Annotated in this window: 13 protein-coding genes and 2 pseudogenes; 9 read left to right on the forward strand and 6 right to left on the reverse strand. The window is 70.8% G+C overall.

Annotated elements, in window-relative coordinates:
* Positions 1 to 159: 159 nt before the first annotated feature.
* Entirely contained in the window at positions 160 to 1,314 is a 1,155-nt protein-coding gene (locus ACIP94_RS17685; protein WP_402425972.1) for a hypothetical protein, read from the reverse strand.
* A gap of 216 nt (positions 1,315 to 1,530) precedes the next feature.
* On the opposite strand from ACIP94_RS17685, the pseudogene ACIP94_RS17690 reads away from it, so the two are divergent.
* The 7 genes and pseudogenes from ACIP94_RS17690 to ACIP94_RS17720 form a co-directional block, all read left to right on the forward strand.
* Positions 1,531 to 1,638 (forward strand): annotated as a pseudogene (locus ACIP94_RS17690) (EamA family transporter); the annotation flags it as partial.
* Between the two features lie 388 nt (positions 1,639 to 2,026).
* The gene (locus tag ACIP94_RS17695) at positions 2,027 to 2,968 is read left to right on the forward strand and encodes an ABC transporter ATP-binding protein (RefSeq protein ID WP_402425974.1); all 942 of its coding nucleotides are present in this window, start codon (positions 2,027 to 2,029) and stop codon (positions 2,966 to 2,968) included.
* The gene (locus tag ACIP94_RS17700) at positions 2,965 to 4,323 is read left to right on the forward strand and encodes an ABC transporter permease (protein ID WP_402425976.1); all 1,359 of its coding nucleotides are present in this window, start codon (positions 2,965 to 2,967) and stop codon (positions 4,321 to 4,323) included. Before ACIP94_RS17695 ends, ACIP94_RS17700 begins: the two co-directional genes overlap by 4 nt.
* Positions 4,324 to 4,327: 4 nt before the next feature.
* Positions 4,328 to 7,081, forward strand: a complete 2,754-nt coding sequence (locus tag ACIP94_RS17705) for an alkaline phosphatase family protein (RefSeq protein WP_402425978.1) — start codon at positions 4,328 to 4,330, stop codon at positions 7,079 to 7,081.
* 305 nt (positions 7,082 to 7,386) lie between these two features.
* Entirely contained in the window at positions 7,387 to 8,277 is an 891-nt protein-coding gene (locus ACIP94_RS17710) for an NAD(P)-dependent oxidoreductase (RefSeq protein ID WP_402425980.1), read from the forward strand.
* 34 nt (positions 8,278 to 8,311) lie between these two features.
* The gene (locus tag ACIP94_RS17715; RefSeq protein WP_402425982.1) at positions 8,312 to 8,728 is read left to right on the forward strand and encodes a PPOX class F420-dependent oxidoreductase; all 417 of its coding nucleotides are present in this window, start codon (positions 8,312 to 8,314) and stop codon (positions 8,726 to 8,728) included.
* A gap of 102 nt (positions 8,729 to 8,830) precedes the next feature.
* Entirely contained in the window at positions 8,831 to 9,106 is a 276-nt protein-coding gene (locus ACIP94_RS17720) for a DUF1876 domain-containing protein (protein ID WP_402425984.1), read from the forward strand.
* A gap of 218 nt (positions 9,107 to 9,324) precedes the next feature.
* Here the strand turns inward: ACIP94_RS17720 and ACIP94_RS17725 are convergent, their stop codons facing one another.
* Both ACIP94_RS17725 and ACIP94_RS17730 read right to left on the reverse strand, forming a co-directional pair.
* Positions 9,325 to 10,482 carry a serine hydrolase domain-containing protein gene (locus ACIP94_RS17725; protein ID WP_402425986.1) on the reverse strand — a complete coding sequence of 386 codons (1,158 nt, stop codon included), beginning with the start codon at positions 10,480 to 10,482 and terminating at the stop codon, positions 9,325 to 9,327.
* Positions 10,483 to 10,560: 78 nt separating this feature from the next.
* Positions 10,561 to 10,728, reverse strand: a pseudogene (locus ACIP94_RS17730) (organic hydroperoxide resistance protein); the annotation flags it as partial.
* Between the two features lie 73 nt (positions 10,729 to 10,801).
* Here ACIP94_RS17730 and ACIP94_RS17735 point away from each other — a divergent pair.
* Entirely contained in the window at positions 10,802 to 11,146 is a 345-nt protein-coding gene (locus ACIP94_RS17735; protein WP_402425988.1) for an SsgA family sporulation/cell division regulator, read from the forward strand.
* A gap of 267 nt (positions 11,147 to 11,413) precedes the next feature.
* On the opposite strand, the gene ACIP94_RS17740 is transcribed toward ACIP94_RS17735, so the two are convergent.
* On the reverse strand, positions 11,414 to 13,639 hold the full coding sequence (locus ACIP94_RS17740; RefSeq protein WP_402425990.1) for an MMPL family transporter: 2,226 nt from the start codon (positions 13,637 to 13,639) through the stop codon (positions 11,414 to 11,416).
* A gap of 115 nt (positions 13,640 to 13,754) precedes the next feature.
* Entirely contained in the window at positions 13,755 to 14,354 is a 600-nt protein-coding gene (locus ACIP94_RS17745; RefSeq protein WP_402425992.1) for a TetR/AcrR family transcriptional regulator, read from the reverse strand.
* Between the two features lie 278 nt (positions 14,355 to 14,632).
* Here ACIP94_RS17745 and ACIP94_RS17750 point away from each other — a divergent pair, with 278 nt between their 5' ends.
* Positions 14,633 to 18,142, forward strand: a complete 3,510-nt coding sequence (locus tag ACIP94_RS17750) for a S41 family peptidase (protein WP_402425994.1) — start codon at positions 14,633 to 14,635, stop codon at positions 18,140 to 18,142.
* A 110-nt stretch (positions 18,143 to 18,252) separates the two neighbouring features.
* Here ACIP94_RS17750 and ACIP94_RS17755 read toward each other — a convergent pair whose 3' ends face one another.
* Entirely contained in the window at positions 18,253 to 18,510 is a 258-nt protein-coding gene (locus ACIP94_RS17755) for a hypothetical protein (RefSeq protein WP_402425996.1), read from the reverse strand.
* Positions 18,511 to 18,568 lie beyond the last annotated feature (58 nt).

Here is an 18,568-nt window from a genome sequence, read left to right on the forward strand (position 1 = left end):
CCCCGGAAAGTCCCGATCAACACTTTCGCATCTCTCAGAAATCGCCGGGGACCTGGCCGGTGCCCGACAGGTACTCCGCGAAGGAGTCCTGCCGCGGTTGACCGGTCCTATTTGTCAGGATTGTCGTGATTTACGGCAGAGTCAAGAGGGTCGGCCGAACTACGACGCGGCGGTCGGCTGCGGGGGGAGCTCGAACCGCAGCAGGGCTCCGGCCTGCTGCGTGCGCAGGTCCGTCTCCGCGTCCACATGCCGTACCTCGCCTCCGTCATCGATGACGGTCTCGGCCAGCTCGTCGATCACGTCGGCCACCTCGCGCAGCGGCTCCCCGCAGAGCGGGCAGGTCTTCCCCGACCGCGACAGCAACCCGTCCCGGTCGCAGACGCCGCCGGGAACGACGGCCTGCCCGTCCACCGCCAGCGTCCGGATCGCGGCCAGGGACGCCGCCCACAGTGTCTCGTCGAGTCCCACGGCGGCGGGCGGCTTGCCGGCCGCCTTGGCCTCCAGGATCTCGTCGACGAGCCGCCGCTGCTCCTGGTCCGCGTGCTCGGAGACGAGTTCCCGCACCTTCTGCCGGATGTCCTCGGGCGTCGCGCTCTCCCGGTCGAGGGTGAAGGTCCCGACGAGCCGGTCCTTCAGCTCACGCGGCAGGAAATCGACGAAGACCGGCACATCGCGCGCCTGACCGCCGACGGCGAGCAGGTCGTAGCCCCCACTCGCGAACAGTTGCTTGAGTTCGCCGACCAGCCGCCGGAAGTGCTTCTTGCTCAGCTCGTCCGCCTTGTTACGGACCCGATACTCCGCGTACTCGTCGGAGTAGCCGTGTTTGCGCACCACACGGTCACGGATCGCCTCGAGCTCGCGGACCTCGTCGAGGTAGTACTCCCAGACCTGGCCCACGCTCTTGTCCACGATGACGGCGCAGGTGCGGTAGTACTCGTCGAGCACGCCCAGCAGGGGCCGAACATAGGGGTCGGCGTCCACCACGATGCGGTCGTGCGTCCTGCGGGGCAACCACACCTGTTCGTAGATGTCACGGCCGCCACAGGAGAAAACCGCGACGGCGCCCGGCCGGAGGGGCTCCTCACCGAGGGTCTTCTCGATCCTCGCGATGTCCTCGCGGAGCGAAAGCCGCACGGCGTGCTCGGCCGAACTGTCCAGCGCGAGCGGCCGGATGCGGTCCAGCAGGCTCGACACGCGGCTGTCGAACTCGCGCCGGTCGGGCCTGCCGGGGTTCACCGGGACGTACAGGGAGACCACTGGGATTCCGTTGCCACTCAGCCGCAGGATTCGCTCGACCTGCTCTTGCGTGATCATCGCCGCTCCTCGCCGCTCCATGAGCCTCGCCGCCCGATGGGCCTCGCCCTTCGTTCCAGCTAACGAGGTGGGCGGGGCAGCGGCAACCGCAGCGCGACGGCCTGGGCCGACCCGGGAAGCGCGCCCGCCGGACGGTGGCCGAAAAGCGCAGAACGCGGCGTTTTACCTCGCCGTGTAGCAGTCTCCACTTGCCGTCGGCGATGGAGAGCAGTTCTCGCCGGCGCGGCGATCGGCGCAGTGTTCTTCAAGGAGCGGTTCGGCCTCCCGCGCATCGCTGCGGCCGGGCCGGCCGTGGTCGAGATCGGGATCGGGATCGAGATCGGGATCAGGGTCGGGACCGGGATCAGGGTCGAGATCGGGTCGGGACCGGGACCGGGATCGGGGTCGGGGTCGGGGTCGGGGTCGGGGTCGGGGTCGGGGTCGGGGTCGGGGTCGGGGTCGGGGTCGGGGTCGGGCTGATGGTGCACACCGGGTAGGTGGCCGCGGAACGTCATTCCGCATGGGTTCCACTTCGGTCGGCGCTTCCCCTGGTCCGGTTCGTCGTACGGACGTGTGGTGTCCAGGCGTTGTCCAAGTCCCGGTCGACGACGGCCACTCGTGTGCGCGACTTGCCCACGCTTTGACGATCCGTTCCCCGAGCGTTCAGCGGGTCGCCTGTGTCTGCGTTGTGTGTCGTCCCTAGGGTCCCAGCGGATTTCGAAAGAAGGGACTCATGGACACACTCCTCGCGGTCCGGGCTCGCGGGATCTCCAAGTGCTTCGGCAACGTTGTCGCGCTCGACGGCGTCGACCTCGATGTGGCCCAAGGGCGGATCCACGGCTTGGTCGGACCCAACGGCGCCGGCAAGACGACATTGCTCGGCCTGTTGCTGGGCCTGGCCGTCGCCGAGAGCGGCGGACTCGAGATCCTGGGTACGCCGGTCGGGCGGGCGTTCGCCGCTCCCGACGGTGTGGCCGGATTCGTGGACGGCCCCGGTCTCTACCCCTCGCTCACCGCCAGGCAGAACCTCGCCGCGCTGGCCGCTCTCCGCGGCGACGACGCGCGGACTGCGGGGATCGATGAGGTGCTCGACCAGGTCGGGCTCACCGATGTCGCCGACGACCGGGCCCGCGGCTTCTCCCTCGGCATGCGACAGCGGCTCGGGCTCGCCGCCGCCCTGCTCACCAAGCCCCGGCTGCTCGTGCTCGACGAACCGTCCAACGGCCTCGACCCGGCGGGCAAGAGGCACGTGCACCGTGTCCTCACCCGGCTCGTGGCGGACGGGGCCAGCGTCGTGCTCTCGAGCCACCGCATGGACGACCTCGAGGCGCTGTGCTCGGAGGTCACCATCCTCGCCACCGGACGGGTCGTGTTCTCGGGCCCGCCCGCCAAGCTGGCCGCCGAGAACCGTGAGCTCGACTACCGGTTGCGCACCTCCGACGCGCAGGCGGCGCGCCGGCTGGCCGCCGACACGGCCGGGGTCCGCATCACCGAGGACACCGGGGCGCGGCAGGACGCCGAGGTGCTCGTCGTACGTGCGCTGGTGCCCGCCCTCGACGAACTGGTGGCGCGACTCGTGCGGTCGGGCATCGCGGTGCGCGAGCTGGCACCGGTGGTGTCGCCGCTGGAGGCCGCGTTCCTCGCCCTCACCGAGAAGCAGGAGGCCGGCCGATGACCGCGACCATCGCCGAGAGCAACCTGGCCGGTGTCCGCCGTGTCTCGGTTCCGCGCGGCTACCGCTTCGAGCTGGTGAAGCTGGTCTCGCAGTGGCGTATCCGCTTGCTGGTCCTCGCCTGCTGGATCGCGCCGGCGCTCTTCGTCGCCGGGGTGAGCCAGCAGAGCACGCTCCCCGCGGACACCCTCTTCGGTCGCTGGATGCACGCCACGGGATGGGCCGGACCGCTGGTCATGCTCGGTTTCGCGGGCACCTGGGCGCTGCCCCTGCTGACCTCGGTGGTCGCCGGCGACGTGTTCGCGTCCGAGGACCGGCTCGGCACCTGGCGCCATCTGCTCGTGGCGGTCCGTTCGCCCAGGCGGATCTTCGCGGCGAAGGCACTGGCCAGCCTCACCGTCATCCTGCTGCTCGTGGCCGGACTGGCCTGTTCCAGCGCGGTCGGCGGGCTCGTGTCGGTGGGCAACCAGCCGCTGGTCGGCCTCGACGGCCACCCGCTGACGCCGGGGGACGCCGCGGGGAAGGTCCTGCTCGCCTGGGTCTGCGCCCTCGCCCCGACCCTGGCCCTGGCCGCGATCGGACTGCTGGGGTCGGTCGCGCTGGGGCGGTCCCCCATGGGACTGCTGCTGCCCCCGCTGGTGGCGCTCACGATGCAGATCGCCCAGATGCTGCCGCTGCCCGTCGCGGTGCGCCTCGCCCTGCCCGGCTACGCCTTCATCTCCTGGAACGGGCTGTTCACCAGTCCGGCACAGCTCGGCCCGCTCCTGATCGGCGTCACGGTCAGCCTGGTGTGGGCCGTGCTGGCGACGACGCTGGCGTATCTGCTCTTCCTCCGGCGCGACTTCACCAACCCGGCCTACGACGGTTCGGGGCGCCGCGCGGTCACCATCGGGCTCCTGCCGCTCGTCGGACTGGCCGCCGCCACGGTCGCGGTTCTCGCCGTGGCGACCCCGTCGACGGGCTCCGGAATCGAGCAGGACAAGGTCCAGCGGTCCCTCGCCACGGCCTTCGCCCACCTCTACCGCCTGCAGACCCGGCAGCTCCACCGCCCCGCCGTCACCGAGGCGCAGCTGCGGGTCACGGCGGCGTGCAACAAGGGCGACGGCCAGATCGCCCCCGAGGGGGCGGGCAACGACTGGCGTTGCGTCGTCACCTGGCACCTCCCCGGTGTCACGGCCGCGGGGACGGCCATCTACCAGCTCGACATCGGCTCAGACGGGCGGTTCGTGGCCGACGGCGACGGACCGAAGGAAGTCAACGGCTACTTCCTGGTGCGGACCTCCACCGGAGACGCACCGAACCCGCTCTGGCAGTTCGACGGGAACGTCGAACTGCTCGACTCCACCCTGAAGGGATGACTCCATGCAGGTAACACGGCAGCGCCGGATGGACGACAAGGAGCAGATCAGCCTTTTTGGCAGACGGGTCGGTCGCCGGCCTCTGCTGGTGACGGCGGGCATCGCCGTCACCCTGGCCGTCACGGGCACCGCCGTTGCCGAGACGCACCAGTTCGGCACCCAGCAGGTCGGCCAGGTCACCGCTGACGGTCAGGTCGTCTCCGCGGACCAGTACATCGCCCCGTACGGCAGCCGTACCGTCATCGACGACGGCAAGATCATGTCGTCCTCGGTCAGCCCGGACGGGGGCCATCTCGCGGCCTCGGTCGCCGACGGTGATGCGGCGCTGGTCATCATGGACCTCAAGTCCGGACAGGTGAAGCAGCGGGTCGGCACCAACGCGAAGGACGACCTGCGCATCAAGAGCAGCTCCGTCGGCCAGGAGGGCCCGACGTACTCGCCCGACGGTTCGCAGCTGTGGCTGGGCCAGAGCGACGGCTACACCAGGTTCACCGTGAACCCGGACGGCACCGTCTCCAACCCGCAGGCCGTCTCCATCCCGGCCGACGGCTCCAAGCACGCGCTGGTGGGCGCGGCGGTGTTCTCGGCCGACGGCTCCACCGTGTACTCCGCGGTCAACGGCCAGAACCGGGTGGTCGCCATCGACGCGGCGACCGGGGCCGTCAAGCGGAGCTGGGCCGTGGGCAACGCCCCGCGTGGCCTCGCCGTGGTCGGCGACAAGCTCTACGTCAGCAACGAGGGCGGGCGTCCGGCCAAGGCCGGCGACACCACGATCAACTCCTACGGCACCCAGGTGCCGGCCAACCCGAACACCGGAGCCAGCACCACCGGCACGGTCAGCGTCATCAACCTGGCGGACCCGTCCGCCGCCGTCGGGAGCATCGAGGTCGGTCTGCACCCGACCGCGGTGTACGCCAGGAAGGGCGCGGTGTTCGTCACCAACACCGCCGACAACAACGTGTCGGTCATCGACAGCCGCAAGGACAAGGTCGTACAGACCATCGCCACCCAGCCGTGGCCGGAGGCGTCGGTCGGCTACGAGCCCAACGCCGTGTCGCTCACCGACGACGGTCATCTGCTGGTGACGCTCGGCCGCGCCAACGCGGTCGCCGTCTACCGGTACACCTCCCCGCAGCAGCCGGCCGGCTACGTCGGACTGCTCCCGACCGACTACTTCCCCGCGGAGATCGCCACCGTGGGCAGGAACGTGATCGTCTCCAACACCCGTGGTGTCGACGCCCGCCGCCCCGACAGCGCCGGCCACGGCACCCACGACACGACGTCGAGCCTGACGCGGTTCACCCTGCCGGACGACCGGGTCATCAGGGCCGAGACGGCCAAGGTCTTCAAGCAGAACGGCTGGACCCGCGGCTCGGTCACGCTGGCCAGGGGCAGGAGCCACGCCAAGCCGGTGCCGGTCCCGGCGCGGCTCGGCGACCCCTCGACGATCAAGCACGTCTTCCTGCTCGTCAAGGAGAACCGGACCTACGACCAGGTCTTCGGTGACATGCCGCAGGGCAACGGCGACGCGTCGCTGACGCAGTTCGGCGAGAACGTGACGCCGAACCAGCATGCGCTGGCCCGGCAGTTCGGGCTGTACGACAACTTCTACGACGTCGGCACGAACTCCGCCGAGGGCCACAACTGGCTGATGCAGGCCGACAACCCCGAGTACACCGAGTCCTCGGCCGGTGAGTACACGCGCAGCTACGACACCGAGGACGACGCTCTCGGCCACCAGAAGTCCGGATTCATCTGGACCGGTGCGCAGGCGGCCGGGAAGTCCGTCAAGGACTACGGCGAGTTCCAGTCGTTCGAGAGCAAGCCGTCCGGCGCGACCTGGCAGAACCTGTACTGCGACGCCAAGAACATGGACGCGACCGGGCAGAAGACCGCCTACCCCATCCAGACGGGCTCGGCGATCCCGTCGCTCAACAAGGTGTCGGTGCCCGGCTTCCCGCTGTTCGACCTCAACGTCCCGGACGTCTACAAGTACCAGATCTGGAAGCAGGACTTCGAGAAGAACGGTCCGGCGAACCTGAACATGTTCTGGTTCTCCAACGACCACACCGGCGGCCCGGCGAACGCGGCCGCCGAGGTCGCGGACAACGACCTCGCGGTCGGCAGGATGGTCGACGAGATCACGCACAGCAAGTACTGGAAGGACTCGGCGATCTTCGTCGTCGAGGACGACTCCCAGGCGGGCCTCGACCACGTCGACGGCCACCGTGCCCCGGTCCAGATCATCAGCCCCTGGGCCCAGCACGGCACCGTGGACAACCACTACTACTCGCAGATCACGATGATCCGCACCGTCGAGCAGATCCTCGGGATCCACCCGATGAACCAGAAGGACAGCGCGGCCACCCCGATGTTCGGGGCGTTCACCCGGCACGCGAAGAACACGCCGTTCACGGCGGTGCCCAACCGGACCTCGCTGACCCTCGGCGTGAGCCCCCAGCCCTCCTGTGGCGCGGACACTCCGGCACCGCAGGACGCCAAGGCGGCGCCCGCGCCGACGTCCGCCAAGGTGGCGACGGGCGAGCGGAAGGTCGCGGCGCAGTGGAAGGCCTGGGAGTCGCACCAGCGGCTGACCGGACCGAACGCCGTGCCCGACTACGCGAACCCCGCGCAGATGAACCACTTCACGTGGTACCAGACGCACAACTGGACCAGGCCGTACCCCGGTGAGAGCAAGATCTACGCGCCGAACGACGTGCCGGGTGCCTACATACCGTCGTCGGAGTCCGACGGCTGACGCAGCCTCAACGCGTCGGGGGCCCCTGGCCGGCGTCACCGCCGGCCAGGGGCCTGTTCTGTCTTCTCGTCGGGTCCGCTTCCTCATGCGGCCGACGCCGAGTGGCGAGGGCACACGCCACGGCCGACGATGCAGCCAGAGGAAGGACCCCGAGGCATGACGCTCGACGGGCTTGTCCGCGCCGCCTCAGGGAAGGCGCGCGTCTGACGAGGCCTGCGAGCGGACATGGTCGTGAGTGTGGGCATGATCCGGAACGAGCGTTGCCGAGACGCACTGTCCACCCTACGGATCAGGAAGTTGAGGTCATGACCGACAAGCTCACCGTGAGCGTCCTGGGCACCGGCATCATGGGGGCCGCGATGGCCCGCAACATCGCCCGCGCCGGGCACGTCGTCCGCGCCTGGAACCGGACCCGCGCCAAGGCCGAACCGCTGGCCTCCGACGGCGCGCAGGTCGTCGACAGCCCGGCCGAGGCCGTGCGGGGCGCGGATGTCGTCCTGACCATGCTCTACGACGGCCCCGCCGTCCTTCAGGTGATGCGCGAGGCCGCCCCCGGCTTGCGCCCCGGCACCGTCTGGGCCCAGTCGACGACCGTGGGAATCGACTCCGTCGGCGAGCTGGCGGGCTTCGCCCGGGAGCACGGTCTGGCGTTCTACGACGCCCCGGTGCTCGGCACCCGCGAGCCCGCGGAGGCCGGACAGCTCACCGTGCTGGCCGCGGGCCCCGCCGAGGGCCGGGACACGATCACGCCCGTCTTCGACGCGGTCGGCGCCCGCACGATGTGGCTCGGCGAGGACGGTGCCGAGGCCGGCGCCACCCGCCTCAAGCTGGTGGCCAACAGCTGGATCCTCGCGGTGACCGCGGCGGGCGGTGAGGTCCTGGCCCTGGCCGGGGCCCTGGGCGTGGACCCGGCGAACTTCTTCGACCTCGTCGGCGGCGGCCCGCTGGACATGGGCTATCTGCGCGCCAAGGCCGAACTGATCCTCCACGACAAGCTCACCCCGGCGAGTTTCGCGCTGGCGACCGCGGAGAAGGACGCCCGTCTGATCGTCCGGGCCGGGGAGACCAACGGCGTCCGCCTCGACGTGGCCGCGGCGACCGCCGAGCGGATGCGTCGCGCGGCCGGCCAGGGCCACGCGGACGAGGACATGGCCGCCGCCTACTTCGCCAGCTTCGACGACAGCCCCACTTCCTGACGCCATACCCCGTTCCCGAGGCCGAGGAGTCCCCATGTCCGAACCGCCCCTTCCCGACGAGGCCGTCGCGCTGCTGCGCCGCCCCAATCCCGGCGTCATCGCCACCCTGCGCGCCGACGGCGCCCCCGTCTCCACCCCCACCTGGTATCTCTGGGAGGACGGCCGGGCGCTGGTCAACATGGACGAGGGCCGGGTACGCCTGAAGCGTCTGCGCCGGGACCCCCGGGTGAGCCTCACCGTCCTCGACGAGGGCGACTGGTACACACATGTCACGCTCATCGGCCGGGTCGCGGAGATGTACGAGGACAAGGACCTCGCCGACATCGACCGCCTCTCCCGGCACTACACCGGCAAGCCCTATCCGAACCGGGAGCGGGGCCGGGTCAGTGCCTGGATCGAGGTCGACCGGTGGCATGGCTGGGGGGAGTTGAAGGACAACGACCAGGCGTGAGCCGTGGGTCCCGTGCCCGCGCCATGGCCCATACCCGCCCAGACCGTGCGTCCAAGGGCGAGGAGGAGCACCCTGGAATCAGTGGTTCCGGAGGTGATCGTCATGATGCACACCACAGTCGGATGGCATGTAGAGCTGGAGTTCGAGGAGGACGACGAACGGACACGGGCGGCGGCGCTCGTACGGCTTCCCGACGGGAACGAGGTACGGTCCCACGGGTACGCCAGCCGCCACCACACCGACGCGAATCAGCCCCGCGTCGGCGAGGAGATCGCCGGGGCGCGCGCACTGAACGAGCTGGCGATGGAGCTCCTCACGAAGGCGCACGACGAGATCGACGAGGCGTCGGGCAGGACGTCCCGCCCGCTGACGCACTGAGTTCCCGGGCGGTGCCCGTACGCGACCGCGCGTCCGGGCATCACCGAGCCCTGCCCGCGCACGTGCCCGTCGCCGGTCACCGGTCGCCTCACGGGTCAACGGGCAGTCCTGGCCGTGTCTCCGGGCTCTGCGCGCCCCGTCCCACACCCCGTCCGCGTCCGCCCGGGCGCACGCCCGCTCGCGCAGCATCCGTCCACGCGCACGCCCACTCGCGCCGGCTACGCCAGGGACGTGCGCACCGCGCGTACCAGTGCCTGCGCCCTCGGGTCGGCCGTCACGCTCTTGCGGAAGCCGTTGGTGACATAGCCGAAGGCGATGCCCGACTCCGGGTCCGCGAAGCCGAGTGCCCCGCCGCGGCCCGGGTGGCCGAAGGAGCCGGGGGCGAGCAGCGGGGACGCGCTGCCGTGCAGCATGTAGCCGAGGCCGAAGCGGGTGGTGACGACCAGCACCCGGTCGGGGCCCGCCGAGGCCTCCGCACGGGCCCTTTCCCGCGTCTCGGGGGCGAACAGCCGTACGCCGTCGATCCCGCCGTTCAGCGCCGCGTAGAAGCGCGCGAGAGAGTCCGCCGTCGCGATGCCGTTCGACGCGGGCAGGACCGCCGCGCGGTAGGCGGGGTCGTTCTCGTCGGGTTGGGGAGTGATGGCGCCGAAGGCGCGGCGGGTGAGACTCGTGGGGTCGGCGTAGGCCTCGGCGACCGCGCGCTTGGGGCGGGCGCGCAGCGCCCCGTCCTGCGCCGGCGCCTCGAGGGGACCGACCCGTCCCACCCGGTGCGCCTGCTCCTCGGGCAGGCCCACCCACAGGTCCAGGCCGAGCGGTCCGGCGATCTCGGTGGCGATCCACTCGCCGATCGAACGGCCGGTGGTCCGCCGCACCAGCTCGCCCGTCAGCCAGCTGTAGGTCTGCGCGTGGTAGCCGTGGTCCGTGCCGGGCTCCCAGGCGGGTGCCTGCGCGGCCAGTGCGGCGGCGGCGAGATCCGGGTCGGCGGCCTCGGCAGGCGTGAGGGGGCGGTCGAGCGCCGGCACCCCGGCTCGGTGCGCCAGCACATGCCGCACCAGCGTGTGTTCCTTGGCCTGTGCCTTGAACTCCGGCCAGTAGGCGCCGACCGGCGCGTCCAGATCCAGTTCCCCGCGCTCGGCCAGCATCAGCAGCACGGCCGCGGCGATGCCCTTGGTGGCCGAGCGCACGATCTGCGCGGTGCCCCGCTCCCAGGACCGCGTCCCGTCGACGTCCCGGGTGCCGCCCCACAGATCCACGACCTTGCGCCCGTCGCGGTAGACGGCCACCGCCGCCCCGCGCTCCCCGAGCGTCTCGAAGTTCCGTACGAACGCGTCCCTGACCGGCTCGAAGCCCTCGGCCACCACGCCGTCCACGTCCACGTCCACATTCCCTTCCACTCGCCTACGACAGTGAGTGAAACACGGGCGTGCGGCCTTCGATTCCTCGCCCCTAGACCCTCAGCCCAGCACGATCGACACGTCGATGTTGCCGCGGGTGGCGTTGGAGTACGGGCAGACCTCATGGGCCGCCTCCACCAGCTTCGACGCGACCTCCTGGTCGAGCGCAAGAGCTTTGGGGCAGGTTAAGGCTGTAGACAGGCGCCAAGCGCAGCTTATGTCCCGTTGTGCAACATTGAAGAGAAGGCGAGAAACGGATTCGCAGGTTCTGCTCAGGTGACCCAGCGTGAGGAGCGGTCCGATGTCCGTGGTGGAACAGTACGCACGAGCCCATGTCGTCACCGACTCCCCGGAGGCGCCGGACGCGGTCCCCGTGATCCTGCGCTACGACCCGGACCGGGACCCCCGCTCCGTCCACGTGGGCCTCCCCGGCCCCCATGAGTGGGCCTTCTCCCGGGACCTCCTGGAAAAGGGCCTCCGCGCCCCGGCGGGCCGCGGCGACGTCCGCATCTGGCCGTGCGGCCGGGTCCAGGCGGTGATGGAACTGCACTCGGCACGAGGGGTCGAGGTCGTCCAGTTCGAGTCCAGGGAACTGGTGCACTTCCTGCAACGAACCTACCTGGCGGGCGCCACCCCGCCCCACTGAAGGCCCCTCGAGGCCCGCGATCCGGAGACCGCGTCGCGGCATCGCCCTCTCCGACGCCGATCGCGCCCACGTGACATCCTGCGACGACCTCGACACCCTCACCCGCCGGTTCGACCGCGCCCTCACCGCCGCCGAAGTCTTCACCGACGACGATCCGGCCGGGCAAGAACGCTGAGCACCGGTTCCCGCATATGCGGCAGGGCGCCCCACCCGGTGGTGGGGCGCCCTGCGTGTGTGGAGGAGGTGATCCGGTTCAGGTGGCGGTGATCAGGCCCGTACCAGTTCGCGGTCCTGGTCCGTGTCCGGGTCCCGGGGACCGGCGCCGGCTTCGGTGCGCAGGCCCTCGCCCTCGACGTCCACGTTGGGCAGCGCGCGCTCCAGCCACTTCGGCAGCCACCAGGCCCTGCGGCCGAGCAGCGCGAGGACTGCCGGTACGAGCGCCATGCGGACCACGAACGCGTCGAAGAAGACCGCGATCGCGAGGCCGAAGCCGATCATCTTGATCATCGCCTCGCTGGAGCCGATGAAGCCGGAGAAGACGGCGATCATGATGACGGCGGCCGCGGTGACGACCCGGGCACCGTGCCTGAAGCCGGTCACGATCGCCTGGCCGGGACTCTCGCCGTGGACGTATGCCTCCCGCATCCGGGTCACCAGGAAGACCTCGTAGTCCATCGCCAGGCCGAAGACCACGCCCACCATGAAGATCGGCATCATCGACATGATCGGGCCGGTCTCCTCGACGCCCATCAGGCCGGACAGCCAGCCCCACTGGAAGACCGCGACCACCGCGCCGAGCGCCGCCGTCACCGAGAGCAGGAAGCCGAGCGCCGCCTTCAGCGGGACCAGGATCGAGCGGAAGACCACGATCAGGAGGAGGAAGGCGAGGCCCACCACCAGCGCCAGATATGGCAGCAGTGCGTCGTTCAGCTTCTGCGAGACGTCGATGTTCATCGCCGTCGTGCCCGTGACCAGCAGCTTCGCGTCCGTGTCCGCCTCGACGCCGACGCCCGCGTCCCGGATGCCGTGCACCAGGTCCTCGGTGGTGGTGGAGGACGGCTTCGAGCCGGGGATCACGGTGATCATCGCGGTGTCACCGGACTTGTTGTACGTCGCCGGCGTCACCGTGACGACATCCTTCATGCCCTTGATGTCATCGGTCACCTTGGTGACGGCGGCCTTCGGACGGTCGCTCGCCTTCGCGTCGACCACGACCATCAGCGGCCCGTTGAAGCCGGGACCGAAGCCGTCGGAGAGCAGGTCGTACGCCCGGCGCTGCGTGGTGGACGTCGGCTGCGAACCGTCGTCCGGCAGCCCCAGCTCCAGCTTGGACGCCGGCAGGGCCGCGGCACCGAGCGCCACGACACCCAGCAGCAGGACGGGCAGCGGACGGCGGACGACGAGGCTCGCCCAACGCGTGCCCATGTTCGGCCGCTTCCGGCCGGCGGCGGCCCGGCCACCGCCCAGCAGCCTGCTCTTCTCGCCCGCCGGCTTGACCGTGCGGCCCGCGTAGCCCAGCAGCGCCGGGATCATCGTCAGCGCGATCAGGACCGCGATGGCGACCGTGCCCGCCGCGGCGACACCCATCTTCGTCAGCATCGGGATGTCGACCACGGCCAGACCCACGAGCGCGATCACGACCGTCAGACCCGCGAAGACCACCGCCGAGCCCGCCGTGCCGACCGCGCGGCCCGCCGCCTCCTCGCGCTCGCGGCCCTCGGCCAGCTCCGCCCGGTAGCGGGAGACGATGAACAGCGCGTAGTCGATGCCGACCGCGAGGCCGATCATCATCGCCAGGGTGGAGGTCGTCGACCCCAGGTCCAGGGCGCTGGCCAGGGCGGTGATCGTCGAGACACCGATGCCGACGCCGATCAGGGCGGTGAGCAGCGGCAGTCCGGCCGCCACCAGCGAGCCGAAGGTGATGACGAGGACGACCGCGGCGACCGCGATACCGATGACCTCGGTCGCGCCGGTCTCCGGTACGGCCGACAGCGCGTCACCGCCGACCTCGACGGTCAGCCCGCCGTCCCGTGCCCCCTGCGCGGCCTGCTTCAGGGCGTCCTTGGAGGCGTCCTTCAGCTCCATGCCGGAGACCCTGTACTTCACCTGGGCGTAGGCGATGGTGCCGTCCTTGCTGACGCTGTGCGCCACGAACGGGTCGGCGACGGAGACGACCTCGGAGCCGTCGCGCAGCTCCCGGACGGTCTTCTCGACGACCGCCTTGTTGTCCTTCGCCGTCACCTTCTCGCCGCCGGGCGCCTTGAAGACGACACGCGCGGTCGCCCCGTCGGCGCTCATCCCGGGGAAGCGCTGTTCCAGCAGGTCGAAGGCCTTCTGGGCCTCGGTGCCGGGTACGGAGAAGGAAGAGGAGCCCGCTACGGGGGCGCTGGCGGCGCCGACGCCCGCGAGCGTCAGCAGCGCCACCCAGATCAGGGCGACGAAATGCCGTCGCCGGAAGGCGAGTCGGCCTAGTCGATAGAGAAACGTGGCCACGAGGACGTACTCCCGGTCAGGTCGTGGGGTGTTCAGGGCAGGGGTGATCAGCCCGACGACGTGAGCGGTGACGTCAGGAGGGGGCCAATTGGGGGGACTGGTCGGTGAGGTCCGGTCAGGTGGTGGGCACGCCGAGGGCGGGGAGGACCACGGCGTCGAGGTACGACGTGAGGAAGGCCTGGGTCGGCGGCTGGTTCTCGATCATCGCGCGGGTGACGAAGCCACCGACCAGCATGTGCACCAGGAAGTCCAACGCCGGGCAGTCCGGGCGGATCTCGCCCCGGTCGATGGCGCGCCGCAGCACCTGCTGGAACGCCGTCATCTCGGGGTCGATCAGCTGGTCCCGGAACGCCTGGCGCAGATCGTCGTTGTGATGCATCGCCATGGCGACGCCCCGCATCAGGGCCGAGTTCTGCTCCATCGTGCAGTCGTCCTCGAGCGCCACCAGGGCGTGCAGGTCGCCCCGGAGCGAACCGGTGTCGATCTCGCCGTTCCGGCTCGGCTTGCCGTGCCGGAGGGCCCTGACGACCAGTTCGGCCTTGCCGCCCCACTGGCGGTAGAGGGTGGCCTTGCTGGACCGGGTGCGGGTGGCCACGGCGTCCATGGTCAGGGCGTCGTAGCCGACTTCCCGGAGCAGTTCGAGCACGGCCTCGTACAGCTCGGCCTCGCGTTCGGGGGTGATCCGACTGCGCCGCGCCGTCGCGATCTCAGTCATACGGCTCACCTTCCTGCTGCGCGTCCGAAGCGGCAGCGCCTCGAACGACACGGTTTCGTACCACCACGAAGATACCCCGCCTCGCGAGCGAAACGAAACCGTTTCGTACGTGTCCTGTATCACGGGCTCGGCGCTCAACCGGTGCGCGGTCGCAAGGCGCGGGCGCCGTGCACTGGCAGCGGACAAAGAGGAGCGAGCGCCCCGGGCGGGATGCGCGCTCCGGCCACCTGAACGGCCTACGAGTTGCCGTCACCCGTCGGCAGGAAAAGCATGGGTAGGTGAGCGACACGAGCGACGTGCACGAGAACGCCGGCTACCTCCGCTTCCCGCACCTGCACGGCGACCGGCTCTGCTTCGTCGCCGAGGACGACCTGTGGGTGGCCTCGCTGGAGGGGCCCGGCCGCGCCTGGCGGCTGACCGTCGACCGCACGAAGATCGGCCATCCCCGCTTCTCACCCGACGGGCGCCACATCGCGTACACGAGCTGGCGCAGTCTGGTCCCGGAGATCCATCTGTCGCCGGTGGACGGCGGCCCCGGCCGGCGGCTCACCTACTGGGGCAGTTCCGACACCCGGGTCTGCGGCTGGACACCCCCCGAGACGGACGGCCACTCCGACATCCTCGCCGTCGCCTCGCACGGCGAGCCCTTCACCCATTTCACCTGGGCCTACAAGGTCCCCACCGACGGCGCCCCGGGTGGCAAGCTTCCCTGGGGCCCGGTCTCCGACATCGCCGTCGCCGATGTGGCGGGCGAACACATGACCCTGCTGCTCACCGGCGCCGCGCCCCACGAACCCGCGTCCTGGAAGCGCTACCGGGGCGGCGCGACAGGCCGGCTCTGGCTGCACGGGCAGCGGCTGCTCGCCGACCTCGACGGCCACCTTGACGCCCCGATGTTCGTGGACGGACGGATCGCGTTCCTGTCCGACCACGAGGGCATCGGAAACCTGTACTCGTGTGCCTACGACGGCTCCGGCCTGCGCCGCCACACCGACCACGACGCCTTCTACGCCCGCCACGCGTCCAGCGACGGCACGCGGGTGGTGTACCAGAGCGCGGGCGACCTGTGGATCGTCGACGACCTCTCCCCCGACTCGGTCCCCCGCCGCCTGAAGATACGCCTGGGCGGGCCGCGCGCGGGGCGCCGCCGGTACCAGGTGCCGGCCACACAGCACCTGGACGGCGTCGCGGTCGACGAGACCGGGCGTGCCAGTGCGGTCGTCGTCCGCGGCAGCCTGTACTGGCTCACCCACCGCGACGGCCCCGCCCGCACGATCACGGACACCCCCGGCGTGCGGGTACGGCTGCCGGAGATGCTGGGCCCCGCCGGGCAGGTCGCCTATGTCACCGACGCGGAGGGCGAGGACGCGATCGAGATCGCGTATCTGCCGCGGGCCTCGGGCGACCGCGCACCGCGCCGGCTGGCCGGCGGACAGCTCGGCCGGGTCCTGGAGATGGTGGCGGACCCGCAGGGCGAGCGGCTCGCGGTCGCCTCCAACGACGGACGGCTGCTGCTCGTCGACGCGTCGGAGCCGGAAGAGGCCGACGGGACGACGGACGCCCCAGGTGCCGGGGAAGCCTCGGGAGCGGGGGAAGCCTCGGGAGCCGGAGAAGCCCCGCAAGCCGAAGAAGCCACGCAAGCCGAAGAAGCCACGCAAGCCGAAGAAGCCCAGGATGCCCAAGGGCCCCGGGGAGCGAAAGAGGCGCCGGCGGAGGGCGCCGCCACGACGCAGGAGAGCGTCACGCAGGAGTCCCCGGCAGCGGCAGCCGGCACCGTCACCGTCACCGAGCTGATCCGTTCGGTCAACGGCCCGGTCCGGGATCTGGCGTTCTCCCCGGACGGGGCCTGGCTGACGTGGTCACACCCGTGGATCGGCCGGTCGCTGCGGCAGATCAAGATGGCGCGGATCCAGGACCGCCTCATCGTCGACGTCACCAACGGCCGCTTCGAGGACGAGAATCCGGTCTTCACCCGCGACGGCCGTTATCTGGCGTTCCTGTCCTGGCGCGGCTTCGACCCGGTGTACGACGTGCACACCGGAGACCTGTCCTTCCCGCTCGGCTGCCGCCCGTATCTGGTCCCGCTGTCCTCGGCGATCCCCTCCCCCTTCGCACTGAACCCGGAGGGACGTCCCGCGGCCGGCGGCCTCGACCCGCTGGAGGAAGAGGAGGGCGACGGGGTGGTGACCGTCGAGGTGGAGGGCCTGGCGAGCCGGGTGACGCCGTTCCCGGTCCCGGCGTCGAAGTACTCGTCGCTGTACCCCGTCGCGGGCGGGGGCCTGGTCTGGCTGCGCTGGCCGATCTCGGGCGCGCTGGGCGAGACGTTCCTGAACCCGGACGACATCTCCGGCCGGCCCACCCTGGAGCACTTCACCATCAGCAAGGCGAAGAAGTCCGAACTGGTCCCGCATCTGGACTGGTTCGCGGTGAGCGGGGACGGTACGCGGCTGGTGGTCGTCGACGAGGGCGAGCTGCGCGCGGTCCCCTCCACCGAGTCCGGCGACAGCGACACGACGGTCTGGATCGACGCGCGCCGGATCATGCACGAGGTGGACCCCGGGGCGGAGTGGCGGCAGGCGTACGCGGAGGCGGGCCGGATCATCCGCGCGTACTTCTGGGAACCGCGGATGTGCGGGATCGACTGGGACGCGATCCTGGAGCAGTACCGTCCGCTGGTCGAACGGGTCACGTCCCCGGACGACTTCGCGGATCTGCTGCGCGAGGTCCTGGGCGAGCTGGGCACGTCCCACGCGTATGTGGCACCGGCCCGGCGCAACGAGGGCCCGGCGCACTACCAGCGCTACCAGGGCCTGCTCGGCGCCAACTTCGTACGGCGTGACGGATGCTGGGTGGTGAAGAGGATCCTGCCCGGCGAGTCCTCGGACTCGAAGGCGCGCTCGCCGCTGGCGGGCACCGGAATCCGGGAGGGGGCCGTCCTGAGCCATGTGGACGGACGGCCGGTGGATCCGGTGACGGGACCGTATCCGCTGCTGGCGGGCGCGGGCGGCACGACGGTCGAGCTGACGTTCCGGCCGGCCGAGGGCGCGGGACAGCCGCGCAGGGTCGCCGTGATCCCGCTGGTCGACGAACGGCCGTTGCGCTATCAGGACTGGGTGGCCAAGCGCCGTTCGGTCGTCCGCGAGTTGAGCGATGGCCGCTGCGGCTATCTGCACATCCCCGACATGGGGGGATCGGGCTGGGCGCAGTTCAACCGGGATCTGCGGATGGAGGTCTCGCTGCCTGCGCTGATCGTGGACGTACGGGCCAACGCGGGCGGCCACATCAGCGAACTGGTCATCGAGAAGCTGACGCGCAAGATCCTGGGCTGGGACCTGACCCGCAACGCCCAGCCGGTGACGTACACCTCGAACGCGCCGCGGGGGCCGATCGTGGCGCTGGCCGACGAGGCCACGGCCTCCGACGGAGACATGATCACGGCGGCGATCAGGCTGATGAAGCTCGGCCCGGTGGTGGGTCAGCGCACCTGGGGCGGTGTGGTGGGCATGACCGGCCGCCACCGTCTGGGCGACGGCACGGTGATCACGGTCCCGATGAACGCGGCCTGGTTCTACGCGTACGGCTGGTCGGTCGAGAACCACGGGGTCGCCCCGGACGTGGAGATCCCGCGCACCCCGCTGGACTGGGCGGAGGGCCGTCACAGGCAGCTGAGCGACGCGGTCGAACTGGCCCTGGAACTGCTGGAGACCCAGCCGGCGGCCACACCGCCGGACTACAGCGACGTCCCGGACAGGACTCGCCCGAAACTGCCGCCGCGGACAGGGGGTTAGCCCTCTCTTCCGCCGCCCTGTACGGCGGGCCGGCCCGTTCCCCGGGCACACACGCGTGGAGCGCCCTCCAGAAGGGGACGCCCCACGCGAGGTCAAGGCCGGGCGGCACGCTACATGTCGTAGTCCTGGTTGAAGCGGTCCTCCGCGTCGTCCTGCAGTCGCCGCGTGTCCTCTTCGCGCTGCCGGCCGCGCTCCTGGGCCTGCCGGCCACGCTCCTGAGTCTGCTGGCCACGCTCCTGAGTCTGCTGGCCACGCTCCTGGGCCTGCTGGCCACGCTGCTGGGCCTGCTGCTTCGCCTGCTGCGCCTTCTGCTTGGCCTGCTGCTTCATCTGCTCGGCCTTGTCCTGGAACTGGTCCTTCATGCCCATGTGGGTTCACTCCCGTAGTGGGTGAGGGGATCGGGCTCGACCAGACTGACACGCACCG

It is taken from the genome of Streptomyces sp. NPDC093261 (assembly GCF_044753645.1).
In the GTDB taxonomy this organism is placed as follows: Bacteria; Actinomycetota; Actinomycetes; order Streptomycetales; family Streptomycetaceae; genus Streptomyces.

Coding starts and splice junctions, on each gene's coding strand:
- ACIP94_RS17685 (WP_402425972.1), bottom strand. CDS start 1,314: ATGATCACGCAAGAGCAGGTCGAGCGAATCCTGCGGCTGAGTGGCAAC.
- ACIP94_RS17695 (WP_402425974.1), top strand. CDS start 2,027: ATGGACACACTCCTCGCGGTCCGGGCTCGCGGGATCTCCAAGTGCTTC.
- ACIP94_RS17700 (WP_402425976.1), top strand. CDS start 2,965: ATGACCGCGACCATCGCCGAGAGCAACCTGGCCGGTGTCCGCCGTGTC.
- ACIP94_RS17705 (WP_402425978.1), top strand. CDS start 4,328: ATGCAGGTAACACGGCAGCGCCGGATGGACGACAAGGAGCAGATCAGC.
- ACIP94_RS17710 (WP_402425980.1), top strand. CDS start 7,387: ATGACCGACAAGCTCACCGTGAGCGTCCTGGGCACCGGCATCATGGGG.
- ACIP94_RS17715 (WP_402425982.1), top strand. CDS start 8,312: ATGTCCGAACCGCCCCTTCCCGACGAGGCCGTCGCGCTGCTGCGCCGC.
- ACIP94_RS17720 (WP_402425984.1), top strand. CDS start 8,831: ATGATGCACACCACAGTCGGATGGCATGTAGAGCTGGAGTTCGAGGAG.
- ACIP94_RS17735 (WP_402425988.1), top strand. CDS start 10,802: ATGTCCGTGGTGGAACAGTACGCACGAGCCCATGTCGTCACCGACTCC.
- ACIP94_RS17745 (WP_402425992.1), bottom strand. CDS start 14,354: ATGACTGAGATCGCGACGGCGCGGCGCAGTCGGATCACCCCCGAACGC.
- ACIP94_RS17755 (WP_402425996.1), bottom strand. CDS start 18,510: ATGGGCATGAAGGACCAGTTCCAGGACAAGGCCGAGCAGATGAAGCAG.